This is a genomic window from Novosphingobium percolationis, assembly GCF_020179425.1.
GTDB lineage: Bacteria > Pseudomonadota > Alphaproteobacteria > Sphingomonadales > Sphingomonadaceae > Novosphingobium > Novosphingobium percolationis.
In genome coordinates this window covers 555,901-568,383 of the sequence record NZ_JAILYM010000001.1, presented here as the reverse complement: position 1 = coordinate 568,383, position 12,483 = coordinate 555,901, and the positions used below count along the sequence as shown (strand labels likewise).

Sequence of the window (12,483 nt, the reverse complement as noted above, 5' to 3'; positions counted from 1 at the left end):
ACAGGTGACGGGCTGGGGCGCCGAGCGGGGCGCTCCGGTCCGTCGCTGCTTGCTACCGGAGGTTGACGGAGCAAGAACGGTTGCAGCCTGTGCGGGTTCCGCGACAGGCAGGGAGAGGAATGAAGAGATGCGTGAAACCGCCGATTTCCTGACGTTCGATGAGCATTTCCGCCATTGGGCCGCCGATCGTCCCGAGGCGATCGCGATGGAGCAGGGCGACAGGCTGACCACTTATGGCGAATTGGAGGTCATTTCGCGCCGGATCGCCGCATTCCTCGAATCGAAGGGCGTGAAGAAGGGCGACCGCATCGCCTGGATCGGCAAGAACGACGACCTGTACTTCCAGCTGCTGCTCAGCGCGGGCCGCGTGGGCGTGGTCATGGCCCCGATCGGATGGCGTCTTGCCCCGGCAGAGATGGCGTACATTCTCAACGATACCGGCACCAAGCTGGCCGTCATCGGCGAGGAATTCCTCGGCCTTGCGGACACGTTGAAGACCCAGTGCCCCGCGCTGGAGCATGTGCTGGGCGAGACGGAAGCGCGCCGGGCGATCATGGCCACGGCGCCCGCCGAAACGATCGTGGCGGCAGAGCCGGAGGATGCGTTCCTCCAACTCTACACCTCGGGCACCACGGGCAACCCCAAGGGCGCAGTGCTGTGCCAGCGCAACATGTTCGGCCTGCGCAAGGCGAGCCTTGAAGCCGGGCTGCCCTGGGCGGAATGGGACAAGGACGAGGCGATCCTGGTGTGCATGCCCTGCGCGCACATCGGCGGTACGGGCCTTGGCGCGATGGCCTTTGGCGCGGGCGTGCGCGGTATTATCCATGCCGAGTTCACCGCCGAGGGCGCGCTGACGGCGATTGGTCAGGGCATCACCCGCTTCTTCATCGTGCCTGCGGCGTTGCAGATGCTGATCCAGCATCCGCTGGCAGCGGGCACCGATTTCAGCAAGCTGAAGTACGTGATGTACGGCGCTGCGCCGATCCCGCTCGAATTGCTGCGCGAGGCGGTGCAGACCATTCCCAACGCCGGGTTCATGCAGTGCTATGGCATGACCGAGACGACCGGCACGGTCGTTTCACTGGTGCCGGCGGACCACGATCTGAACGGCAGCCCGAAGATGCGCTCTGCCGGGCGCGCCAACCCCGGCGTCGAAGTGCGCATCGTCGATGCCGATGGCAACGAACTGCCGCGCGGAGAGGTGGGCGAGATCGAGACCCGCTCGGCCAACAACATGCTGGGATACTGGAACCTGCCCGAAGCAACCGCCAATACGCTGAGCGCGGATGGCTGGGTGCGCACGGGCGACGCCGCCTACATGGATGAAGAAGGCTACATCTACATCCAGGATCGCATCAAGGACATGATCATCTCTGGCGGCGAGAACGTCTATCCCGCGCAGGTGGAAAGCGCGATCTATGGCCACCCCGATGTCGCCGAAGTGGCGGTGATCGGCGTGCCCGATGCCAAGTGGGGCGAAGCGGTCAAGGCGGTCTGCGCGCCCAAGCCCGGCCACACCATCGACCCTGACAGCGTGATCGCCTGGGCGCGCGAACGCATCGCCGCGTTCAAGGTGCCCAAGAGCGTGGATGTGATCGATGCGCTGCCGCGCAACCCTTCGGGCAAGATCCTGCGCCGCAACTTGCGCGAGCCGTACTGGGAAGGGATGGATCGCCGGGTGAACTGACGGGGAGTTGCGTGCCCGGTCCGCGGTCCTATGCCATGCAGATGCACGGGGCCGCGGCGGGGCAGGCGCACGCTTGGCAGGGAGGTAGCGTGCGGCGAGACACGACAAATGCGCAGCATTATCATTGGGGAGAAGGCTGCGATGGCTGGGTGTTGGCACCCGGACCCGAACTGCTGGCGATAGAAGAGCAGATGCCGCCCGGAACAGCCGAGCAACGGCATTTGCATATGGAGGCGCGGCAGTTCTTCTATGTTCTCGACGGCGAACTGACGATGGAGCTGGAAGGCGAGCGTCACGTCCTGCCTGCTCGAACCGGGATCGAGATCACGCCCGGCCAGCGTCACCAGGCGCGCAACGATAGCAATGGTCCGGTGCGCTTTCTTGTGGTTTCCAGCCCGACAACGCGCAGCGATCGTCGCGATGTGGAAGGCACGGCGTGAGCTTCAGGCGTTAAGCAGGGCGGTGCGTTCGCGTGACAGGACGTGTTCGCGCCACGCGATGATCAGGCCCGCCGCGACGATCAGCGGCGCGCCGGCCCAGGTGGCGGCGGGCGGCAGGTTGCCGAAGAACACAAGGCCCCACAGCGTGGCCCAGGCAAACTGCGAATAGTCCATGACGATCACGCTCGCCACCGCGCCATAGCGCAGGGCCGAGGTCATCAGGATCTGCGCGAAAAGGCCGGACAGGCCGATCCCGGCGAGCATCGCCCACTGCACGGCATCGTGATGCACGCCGCTCCTGAACAGGGCGAGGCCGAGGACGGGGGTGCTCATCGCCGAAAACCAGAACACCACGGTCAGTGGCTCTTCGGTGCGGCCAAGGTCGCGCAACTGGATCGACACGAGCGCGACGAAGAACGCCGCGCCCACGCCCACGGCGAGCCCGAACAGCGGCAGGTGGCCGCGGTCGGGCCCCGCGATCACGACGATCCCGGCGAGGCCCAGCATCACCGCTGCCCAGCGCCACGGCCCGACATGTTCCTTGAGCAGCAGGGCCGAAAGGATCACCGCAAAGATCGGTGCGGTAAAACCTAGCACGGTCGCTTCGGCCAGCGGCAGGATCTGCACGACGCCCAGCGTCATGAACATGCCGGTCGTCCCGATCGCGGCGCGGCGGGCGTGAACCCATGGGCGCTGCGTTTTCAGCCGTCCGATCTGGCCTTTTGCCGCCAACCAGCCGAGCAGCAGGGCGGCGGGGATCGCCTGCCGCCAGAACATCGTTTCGGGTAGCCAGACGCCGCGTTCGCCGGTCAGTTTGACCAGCAGCAGCATGACCGACAGCATCAGCATGGCTGCAAGGCGCAAGGCCAGCGCGAACATCGGGCGATGCAGCGGGTGGTTGAGGGCTGGCCCGTGCGGCGAGTGCATGGGCTCCGCCTTACGGCGGCGCACCATGCGATCAAGCCCTTATCAGAGGCAGGCTTCGAGGTAGGCCTGATCGAACCCGAACTGGCGCGCCTTTTCCAGCGTGTAGGGACGCAGGCCCGAGGGGCGAAATTCGCCGATGATCTTGCCGTCGTCGGTCTCGTCCAGATACTCGAACTTGAACAGTTCCTGCGTCACGATCACGTCGCCTTCCATGCCGATCACTTCGGTGATGTTGGTGGTGCGACGCGAACCGTCGCGCAGGCGCTTGACCTGCACGATCAGGTCGACGGATTCGGCGATCTGGCGCGAAATGGCTTCCTTGGGGATCTTGATGTCGCCCATCAGGATCATGTTTTCCATACGGCCAAGGCATTCGCGCGGGGAGTTGGCGTGAAGCGTGCACATCGACCCATCGTGGCCGGTGTTCATCGCGGCCAGCAGGTCGAAGCATTCTGCGCCACGGATTTCGCCCAGGATGATGCGGTCAGGACGCATGCGCAGGGCGTTCTTGACGAGATCGCCGATGGTTATGGCGCCCTGGCCTTCAAGGTTCGGGGGACGGGTTTCGAGCGGCAGCCAGTGCGGCTGCTGCAGGCGCAGTTCGGCCGCGTCCTCGATCGTCAGCACGCGCTCGCCCGGATCGATCATCTTCGACAAGGCGTTGAGCATCGTCGTCTTGCCCGAGCCGGTGCCGCCCGAGATGACGATGTTCATGCGGCAGGCGCCTGCGATCTTGAGCGCGGTGGCCATCTTGTCGGACATCGAGCCGAAATCGCGGAGCATGTCGATCGTGATCGGCTTTTCGGAAAATTTGCGGATCGAGATCGCGGTGCCGCGCAAGCTGAGCGGCGGCACGATGACGTTGACGCGGCTGCCGTCCTTCAAGCGGGCGTCGGCCAGCGGCGTGGTCTGGTCGACGCGGCGGCCGACCTGGTTGACGATGCGCTGTGCAATCTGGAACAGGTGGCTTTCATCGCGAAAGCGGATCGGGGCGAGCTGCAGCTTGCCCTTCTTTTCGATGTAGGTCTGTTCGGGCCCGTTGACCATGATGTCGGACACGTCGGGGTCGTTCAGCAGCTCTTCGAGCGGGCCGAAGCCGAGCAACTCGTCGATCAGCACCTTTTCCAGAGCGAACTGTTCGCGCCGGTTGAGCGTGACCTTCAGCTCGGCCAGCACTTCCATGATGATCGGGCGGAATTCCTCCGACAGCTCTTCCTTGGTGAGCGTGGCGGCCGCTTCGGGATCGACGCGTTCGAGCAGGCGCGGCAGCACCTGTTCCTTGATCTTGTGGACCGACGCCTCAAAGCCTTCGGCCTGGTACTGGTTGTCGACCACGGCGTTGGCGCGGTCGGCGAGGCGGGTGAGGGCATCGGCCTTGAGCGCGGCGCTGCTGATCGGCTGGTCGACCATGTCCATCGGCGGCAGCGGTGGGAACTGGTCGCCGCCCAGCGGCACCGGGGCGGGGGCGGGTTGGGGGACCGGCGCGGCGGTCTCGCCGGTCTTCATCGGGCGCGCGACACCGAACGAGGGGCGCGGCCCTGCCGACGTCCCCCCCATGCCCGGTTTGCGACCAAATGCGCTCATGCTTGTGCTTCCCGTGTTCTGTCGCGTGGGGATGGCCTGCTCGTGGTCATCACCGTCTCTAGGGATATGGTGAATAGGCTGGAAAGGTTCAGGATTTCCTAAGAAGCGAGAAGGGCGTCCTGTCGGTCGAGCGGCTGGCCATCGGTGCGCGGGGCGGGCAGGCGTTCCCACACCGAAATCTGACGCTTGTTGAAGTCAACGGTCGCGGTGCGGCGATAGTCGCGCGCCAGCGCAGCGCGCAGCAGTTTCGCGTTGGTCTGGTTCAGCCCCGGCGGCAGCGGCGGCCAGGCGGTGACGATCGCGCCGGGGCGCGAGGCGAGCACGCGCGACATCTCCGCCCCCGCATCGACGCCCAGCGCGTGCTGTTCGATGCTGTTGGAAAGATGGTCCGGGAAGGCGAAGCGCGTGGGCACGCAGGCGTGAGTCGTCATGTAGAGCGAGACCGGGCCGTCGTAGACATAGAGGCAGCGCGCGGCATCGACATGGGGGGCCGCCGCCTGCGTCAGTTGCGCCATGGCGTGGCGGGTTTCTGCGTCCTCGGCAGGCGTGCGGATGACGGCCGCCTTGAACGGATAGGCGGCCAGCAGCGCGAAGACGATCAGGCCCAGCCGCTTGTCGCGCAAGGTGCCGCCGCAGGCCAGCGCCAGCGCCATCGCTACCGGCTGGAAATAGGCGAGGTAGAAGTTGCCGATCATCGCGAAGCTGGCGAAGGCGGCGGCGCTCCACAGTGCGATCCATGCCGAGAGCGCGCGGTTCTCGCCACCATCACGGGCGATGCGCATAAGGCCGAGCGCGCCGCAGATGACCAGCGGAAGGCCGATCACGGCGATATATCGCACAACGAACACGCGCCCACCCGCCAGCGATCCGCGCAGGAACAGCGAAGTGACGTTGGCCTGGACGAAGGCGTCGAGATGCCCCGCCTGCCAGTACCATGCGACCACCAGCGCGGTCGGGGCCAGCGCGATCAGGATGTAGGCGGCAAAGGCGAGCACCAGCGTCTTGTGCCCGCCGCCCTGCCGCCATGCGAGCCACAGGAAGGCGCAGCCGTAGAACGCGCCCAGCGGCACGACGGTGTACTTGATCTGCAGCGCCAGCCCCATCAGCACCATCACCAGCGCGCCGACGCGCAGCGTGCCGCGCGCTGCGCCAAGATCGCGCGCGCGCAGCAGCAGCCAGAACGAGGCGGCGGCCAGCAGGTTTGTGAAAGTGCCCGTCTGCCCGCCGCCGCCGTCGAACGGCTCCTGCCAGACGACGAAGGCCAGCGCGGGCAGCACGGCGCTCCACGGATCGAGCCAGCGCCGCGCAATGGCCCACAGGAACGCGGCGGTCGCCATCACGCAAAGCGCGGAAACGAACAGGTACTCGGTAAAGCCTTCGCCCCCCAGCATTCGTATGCCGGCATAGATCGCGAAGAGCAGCACCGGCTTTCGGTCCCAGATATCGACGTAGGGCACCGCGCCGTGCAGCATCCGGTCGCCCGCCAGCAGGTAGAAGTTCTCGTCGTAGCTGAGGCCGGGGTTGCCGAAATGGATCGCGCGGAAGGCAAGGATCGCGGCCAGCATCAACGCCAGCGGCAGAGCCACCCTTTGGGGCCGCACGGGTTGCATGGTTGCGCTTTCGTTCGATATTCCAGTGTCCACCATGGCGACCCACCTACCGAAAAAGCGGTTAACAGCGGCCTAGCATGATGATCGAACCGGGACTTTGCTGGCTCTGCGCGCGGCCCTTGGGGCGAAAGGTGGAATGGCACCACCCGGTGCCCAAGTCGCGCGGCGGGCGCGAGACGGAAGCCTTGCACCCGATCTGCCACCGGACCTTGCACGCGACGTTCACGAACGTGGAACTGGCGCGGCTGGGTGCCGATAGTGAGGTGCTGCGGGCGCGGGCGGAACTGGCGGCCTTCCTGCGCTGGATCGCGGGAAAGCCGCCGGATTTCCATGCGCCGACGGCGAAGCGGCGATAGCGTCAGGCGGCCTCGCGCACCCGCAGCGTCGCCAGGGCAGCCGCCAGCATCACCAGCGCGGCGACGAGCATTGTCCAGACCGGCTCGGTGGGGAAGAAGCTGCGGATCACGCCACCCATTACCGTCGCCACCAGCAGCTGCGGCAGCACGATGAAGAAGTTGAACACGCCGATGTAGATGCCGAACTTGCGCGGCGGCAGCACGCTGGTCAGGATCACGTAGGGCATCCCCAGGATCGAGGCCCAGGCGATGCCCACCAGCGCCATCGGCACCAGCAGCAGCGTCTTGTCGCGGATGACCAGCATCAGCGCGAAAGCGAGCGCGCCCGCCATCAGGCAGACCATGTGCGTCTTCACGTTGCCGATGCGGCGCGCCAGCACCGGCAGCGCGAAGGCGGCGAGCGCAGCGACGCCGTTGTAGAACGCGAACATCACGCCCACCCAGTCCGCGCCCGCGTTAAAGGCGGCACTGGTGGTGTCGGTCGAATGGAACACGTACTGCGTCACCACCGGCGTGGTGTAGATCCACAGCACGAACAGAGCGCTCCACGTGAAGAACTGCGCGAGCGCAAGCTGCTTCATCTGTACCGGCATCTGTGCAAGATCGCTGAGGATATGCGCGACCGCCCCGGTCGAGCGGTGCATGCGGTTGATGACCTGCGCGAGCCCGAAGGCCACCATCCCGCCGCCCAGCACGAACAGCTGCTTGTCCAGCCCCATGAGCGCGACCAGCGCCAGGAGAGCGATCCCCGCCACCGCCCACAGGTGCCCGCGCGCCGGATAGACGAGCGGCTCGGGCGCTTCGGGCGCGTCCGGCGCGCGGCCTTCGAAGCGCGCCATGTCCTCGGGGCTGTATTCGCGCACCGTCAGTGAGGTCCAGCCCACCGCCAGCACGATGGCGGCGGCGCCCAGCAGGAAACTCGCGCGCACGGAAGGTGGGATTACGCCTTCGGGCGCGGTGTTGGCGATGCCCATCGCGGTGAACAAGGCAGGCGCGAGGCTGCCGATCACCGCACCCGCGCCGATGAAGCAGGTCTGGATGGCGAACCCTGCCGCGCGCTGGTCGGGCGGGGTCATGTCGCCCACGAAGGCGCGGAACGGCTCCATCGAGATGTTGAGCGAGGCATCGAGCAGCCACAGGAAGGCGGCGGCCAGCAGGAGGGCGCCCGCATGGGGCAGGCCGACGAGCGCGAGGCCCGCCAGCAGCGCGCCTGCCATGAAATAGGGGCGGCGGCGGCCGAAGGGGCCCCACGTGCGGTCGGAAAAGTGCCCGATCAGCGGCTGCACCAGCAGGCCTGTGACCGGCCCGGCGATCCACAGGAAGGCCAGATCGTCGACATTGCTGCCCAGCGACTGGAAGATGCGGCTGACATTGGCGTTCTGCAACCCGAACGCGATCTGGATGCCGAAGAACCCGAAGCTGATGTTCCACAGCCCCGCAAAGCTCTGGCGCGGCTTTGGGGTGGGAAGGGCAGTGCTGGAAAAGGGGGGGCTGGCGGCGGTCATGGCGTCTCCCGGCCGGGCATCGCTGGGCCGGTGTGCGGCGTGCCCGTTAGGCCCGATGGAATCGCATGAGTGGGGCGGGGCGGCAATCGCATTGCATACGAATACCATTCCCATGCGGGGCGGGATGTGGGTGGCCCGTTCCCGGCGCTACCCCCCGGAACTCGCGCGCACCACCAGCCTTGTCGGCAGCACCGGGGGCGGGGTGGGGCGGTCCTCGATCTGGGCGAGCACGGTTTCGACCAGCGCTTCGCCCGCGTGGCGCATGTCCTGCATCACCGTGGTCAGCGGCGGGCTGGTGTGGCTGGCCGCGGGCAGGTCGTCGAAGCCGACCAGCGCCACGTCCCGCGGTACGACCAGCCCCGCTTCGCCTAGCGCCCGCAGCGCGCCGATGGCGATGAGGTCGCTGGCCGCGAACACGGCATCGAACGGCTTGCCGCGCGCCAGCAGAGTCTTGGCGGCGGCATAGCCGATTTCTTCGGACGAGATCGCATCGACCACGAGGTCCGGGTCCTGCTTCAGCCCGGCGGTCTGCATCGCGCGGACAAGGCCTGCGTGGCGCTGCTGGAACTCGGGATAGTGCGAATCCGCCTGTCCCAGAAAGGCGATGGCGCGGCGTCCGCGCGCCAGCAGGTGTTCGCCCACCAGCCGCCCCGCGCCGAAATTGTCACTGCCGATGGTCGCGCCGATGGTGTCGCGATCGACCGAGCCCCAACGCACGAAATGCGTGCCGCTGCGCACGAGTTGGCGCAGGCGCGCCTCGTAGAGCGTGTAGTCGCCATAGCCGAGCAGGATCAGCCCGTCGGCGCGGTGGCTTTCCTGGTATTTCTTGTGCCAGTCGTCGTCGAGCTTCTGGAACGAGATCAGCAGGTCCAGCCCCTTGGCCGCGCAGTGCCGCGTGATCGAGCCGAGCATCGACAAGAAGAACGGGTTGATGTTCGATTCATCGGGCGTCGGGTCTTCGAAGAACAGCAGCGCCAGCGTGTTCGAGCGCTGCGAGCGCAAGGATGAGGCGTTCTTGTCGACCGTGTAGTTGAGCTGGCGCGCGATCGCCTCGATCTTCTGGCGCGTGGCGAGGCTGACCGCCTTGCTGCCGCGCAAGGCGCGGCTGACGGTGGGTTGCGAGACGCCCGCGAGATAGGCGATGTCGAAGCTGGTCGGCTTGTTCGACGGACGGCGCCCCATCGCGGCTTCTCCCCTTTATAAGCGGCAGATTAGACTTGGCTTTTCGGGCTTGCAATTGCCCCCGAAAGGCAATCGGGGATGGTGTACTTTACGCAAACGATTGCCGGATGGTATACGTATGCCATGTTCGTTCGGCCATGCCCCCGGCGTACCTGCCGTGGCGGAGAGGATGGCGAACGACATGCTGCGGCTGGACGGCCGCCCCCCTCCATTTCGGGCCATGCGCCACACAGGGTTCAGGCCGGCACGCGCCGGTTTGGGGGAGACAAACTAGATCATGAACAAGCACGCAATTCCCGCGGGTCGCCTTGGCAGCTCGCTCGTCGCGCTGACCGTGGCGATGCTCGCCGCGCCGTCGTTCGCGCAAGAAGCGCCGCAGGCCGGCGCTGCTGCCGCCGCCGATGAAGGCGGCATCGTCGTCACCGGCATCCGCGCCTCGCTCAATGCCTCGGCCGCGATCAAGCGCACCACGCCGAGCATCGTCGAAGCGGTTTCTGCCGAAGACATCGGCAAGCTGCCTGACGTGTCGATCGCGGACTCGCTCGCCCGCCTGCCCGGCGTCACCTCGCAGCGCCTCGAAGGCCGCGACCAGCGCCTGTCGATCCGCGGCCTTGGCCCCGATTTCTCGACCACGCTGCTGAACGGGCGCGAGCAGGTCACCGTCGGCGACAACCGCGGCGTCGAATACGACCAGTATCCCAGCGAGTTCTTCAAGAACGTGGTCGTGCACAAGGCCGCCGATCCCTCGCTGGTCGCCGCGGGCATCGCCGGCACGGTGGACCTGCGCATGTTGCGTCCACTGGCGCAGAAGGACCGCATCGTCGCGCTGCAGTTGCGCGGCCAGATGAACGGCCTCAAGAAGCTCAACCCCGATGGCAGCCGCTATGGCTATCGCGCATCTGCCGCCTATGTCGACAAGTTCGCCGACGACACCTTCGGCATCGCCATCGGCGTTTCGGCGACCGACGCGCCTTCGCAGAACGAGCGCTACAATGCCTGGGGCTTCCCCAACGCGACCTACGACGACAACGGCACGACCAAGTGCTTCGCGCCGGTAGGCGACGGCACCTGCGCGCTCGTCCTCGGTGGCGCCAAGCCTTATGTCCAGACCAACAAGCTGCAGCGCTATGGTGCGGTGGCGACGCTGGAATACCAGCCGAGCGACAACTTCCATTCCACGCTCGACGTGCTCTATTCCAAGTTCAAGGAAACGCAGCGCCTGCGCGGCATCGAGTTCCCGATCGCCCCGGCCTGGGGTTCGGGCTCGACCATTCCGACCGACGCCGTTGTCACCGACGGCCTGGTGACGTCGGCCACGTTCGGCAACATCCACGCCGTGCAGCGCAACGACTACAACAAGCGTGACGCCGACAACTTCTCGGTGGGCTGGAACAACGTCATCGGCCTGGGCGAAACCACGCACCTGACGGTCGATGCCAGCTACAGCCACGCCAAGCGCACAGACTTCCTGCTCGAGACCTATACCGGCACGGGCTATGGCGCAACGGGCGCTGCCGACACGATCAAGATCTCGGCCAACGGCAACGGCACGTTCGATATTGTGCCCACGCTCGACTACTCGGATGCCTCGCTGTTCGGGATCACCGACCCGCGCGGCTGGGGCTACAACGGCACCACTGCGGTCGTGCAGGCAGGCTTCCTCAACCGTCCGAGCTTCAAGGACGACCTCGCCTCGCTGCGCGCCAGCCTTGATGGCGAGTTCGGCAACGCCGGTCCGATCAAGGGCTGGGAAGTGGGCGTGAACTACAGCCACCGCAAGAAGACTTCGGCGTTCAAGTCGTACTTCCTGTGCCCGACCGGCACCACGACGAACTGCGCCGCCAGCTCGGGCACCGACAAGTTCGTGCCGATCCCGCAGCAGGCGATCGTCGGGTCCACCCCGCTGGGCTATCTCGGCGTGCCCGCGATGCTGGCGCTCGATCCGGTCTATCTCTACAAGAACAGCCTCGACAGCGTGTACGACAACCGCCCGGTATCGCTGGTGCGCGACAACTCGGTTACCGAGAAGGTCTGGACCGCCTACGCGATGCTCAAGCTCGACGGCGACGTGGGCGGCAAGGCGCTGACCGGCTCGCTGGGCGTGCAGGTGGTGCACACCGACCAGTCGTCGATCGGTTCGATCTCGAACTTCTCGAACGGGGTGGTCACGGTGCTTCCCGCTTCGGGTGGCGACAAGTACTGGCGCGTGCTGCCGAGCGCCAACGTGGCGATCGAAGTGGCCAGTGCCAGCTACCTCAAGCTCGCCTCGTCGCTGACGATGGTGCGCCCGCGTCTCGACCAGGAACGCGTGAACCAGGAGTTCGGCATCGATCCGTCGAAGCTGGGTTCGCAGGATCCGGCCAACAGCGTGTTCAGCTCGAACGGCGGCAACCCGCGCCTGCGCCCGTACAAGTCGTTCAACGTCGATGCCTCGCTGGAGCATTACTTCCCCAAGGGCGGCTACGTCTCGCTGGCGGGCTACTACAAGCGCCTGACCGACTACGTCGATCCCAGCGCCAGCTTCGTCTACGACTTCGCCGCGGCGGCCTCGTCGCTCTCGCCCGAACAGCAGGCCGCGCTCGGCACCACGCTGGGTCTGGTCAAGGCGCCGAACAATGGCGGCAAGGGCAACATCAAGGGCTTCGAAGCCACGCTGTCGCTGCCCTTCGCGCTGCTGACGCCGTCGCTTGACGGGTTCGGCTTCTTCGGTTCGGGTTCGTACACCAAGAGCGAGATCCAGCTGGCCAGCAATCCGGGCCAGACGATCACGCTGCCGGGCCTGTCGGCGTGGGTGGCCAATGCGTCGCTCTACTTCGAGAAGAATGGCTTCCAGGTGCGCGCCTCGTACCGTTACCGCTCGAAGTTCCTTGCCGAAGTCGCAGGGTTGTCGGCCAATCCGACCTACCGCACGGCCAAGGCCGAGGGCATCCTCGACGCGCAGATCGGGTACGAGTTCCAGGAAGGCTCGCCGCTCGCCGGGTTGTCGATCCTGCTTCAGGCGAAGAACCTGACCGACCGTCCGTTCATCACCTACCAGAACGACGATCCGCGCCAGGTGATCGACTACCAGCGCTACGGACGCGACTACTACATCGGCCTCAGCTACAAGTTCTGAGGACCGGGTCGCAGGCCGGGCGGGGGCGCTTTTGAGCGCTGCCGTCCGGCCAAACCCGCCAATTTCGGGGGAGAGTT

The 12,483-nt window shown here is 66.3% G+C and carries 9 protein-coding genes; 4 read left to right on the top strand and 5 right to left on the bottom strand.

Annotated elements, in window-relative coordinates; genetic code table 11:
- The first annotated feature begins 127 nt into the window (after window positions 1-127).
- Both K3A84_RS02540 and K3A84_RS02535 read left to right on the top strand, forming a co-directional pair.
- Window positions 128-1,687 carry a fatty acid--CoA ligase gene (locus K3A84_RS02540; RefSeq protein WP_225007518.1) on the top strand — a complete coding sequence of 520 codons (1,560 nt, stop codon included), beginning with the start codon at window positions 128-130 and terminating at the stop codon, window positions 1,685-1,687.
- A gap of 89 nt (window positions 1,688-1,776) precedes the next feature.
- Entirely contained in the window at window positions 1,777-2,127 is a 351-nt protein-coding gene (locus tag K3A84_RS02535) for a cupin domain-containing protein (RefSeq protein ID WP_225007516.1), read from the top strand.
- 3 nt (window positions 2,128-2,130) lie between these two features.
- On the opposite strand, the gene K3A84_RS02530 is transcribed toward K3A84_RS02535, so the two are convergent.
- The 3 genes from K3A84_RS02530 to K3A84_RS02520 form a co-directional block, all read right to left on the bottom strand.
- Window positions 2,131-3,054, bottom strand: a complete 924-nt coding sequence (locus K3A84_RS02530; RefSeq protein ID WP_225007515.1) for a DMT family transporter — start codon at window positions 3,052-3,054, stop codon at window positions 2,131-2,133.
- Window positions 3,055-3,096: 42 nt separating this feature from the next.
- Window positions 3,097-4,638 (bottom strand): CpaF family protein, encoded by a 1,542-nt coding sequence (locus K3A84_RS02525; protein ID WP_225007514.1) that lies wholly within the window; start codon window positions 4,636-4,638, stop codon window positions 3,097-3,099.
- A gap of 98 nt (window positions 4,639-4,736) precedes the next feature.
- Complete coding sequence (locus K3A84_RS02520) at window positions 4,737-6,224, bottom strand: ArnT family glycosyltransferase (protein WP_225007513.1); 1,488 nt, start codon at window positions 6,222-6,224, stop codon at window positions 4,737-4,739.
- A 101-nt stretch (window positions 6,225-6,325) separates the two neighbouring features.
- Between K3A84_RS02520 and K3A84_RS02515 the strand changes: the two genes are divergently transcribed.
- Window positions 6,326-6,604, top strand: a complete 279-nt coding sequence (locus tag K3A84_RS02515; protein WP_225007512.1) for an HNH endonuclease — start codon at window positions 6,326-6,328, stop codon at window positions 6,602-6,604.
- A gap of 2 nt (window positions 6,605-6,606) precedes the next feature.
- Here K3A84_RS02515 and K3A84_RS02510 read toward each other — a convergent pair whose 3' ends face one another.
- Window positions 6,607-8,109, bottom strand: coding sequence for an MFS transporter (locus K3A84_RS02510; protein WP_225007511.1), 1,503 nt, complete (start codon window positions 8,107-8,109; stop codon window positions 6,607-6,609).
- A 147-nt stretch (window positions 8,110-8,256) separates the two neighbouring features.
- Window positions 8,257-9,291, bottom strand: a complete 1,035-nt coding sequence (locus tag K3A84_RS02505) for a LacI family DNA-binding transcriptional regulator (RefSeq protein WP_225007509.1) — start codon at window positions 9,289-9,291, stop codon at window positions 8,257-8,259.
- A gap of 277 nt (window positions 9,292-9,568) precedes the next feature.
- Here K3A84_RS02505 and K3A84_RS02500 point away from each other — a divergent pair, with 277 nt between their 5' ends.
- Complete coding sequence (locus K3A84_RS02500) at window positions 9,569-12,406, top strand: TonB-dependent receptor (RefSeq protein WP_404823090.1); 2,838 nt, start codon at window positions 9,569-9,571, stop codon at window positions 12,404-12,406.
- The last annotated feature ends 77 nt before the right edge of the window (window positions 12,407-12,483 follow it).

Excerpts from the sequence above, each read along its gene's own strand:
- K3A84_RS02510 (WP_225007511.1), bottom strand. The coding sequence starts at position 8,109 with ATGACCGCCGCCAGCCCCCCCTTTTCCAGCACTGCCCTTCCCACCCCA.
- K3A84_RS02540 (WP_225007518.1), top strand. The coding sequence starts at position 128 with ATGCGTGAAACCGCCGATTTCCTGACGTTCGATGAGCATTTCCGCCAT.
- K3A84_RS02505 (WP_225007509.1), bottom strand. The coding sequence starts at position 9,291 with ATGGGGCGCCGTCCGTCGAACAAGCCGACCAGCTTCGACATCGCCTAT.
- K3A84_RS02515 (WP_225007512.1), top strand. The coding sequence starts at position 6,326 with ATGATGATCGAACCGGGACTTTGCTGGCTCTGCGCGCGGCCCTTGGGG.
- K3A84_RS02500 (WP_404823090.1), top strand. The coding sequence starts at position 9,569 with ATGAACAAGCACGCAATTCCCGCGGGTCGCCTTGGCAGCTCGCTCGTC.
- K3A84_RS02530 (WP_225007515.1), bottom strand. The coding sequence starts at position 3,054 with ATGCACTCGCCGCACGGGCCAGCCCTCAACCACCCGCTGCATCGCCCG.
- K3A84_RS02525 (WP_225007514.1), bottom strand. The coding sequence starts at position 4,638 with ATGAGCGCATTTGGTCGCAAACCGGGCATGGGGGGGACGTCGGCAGGG.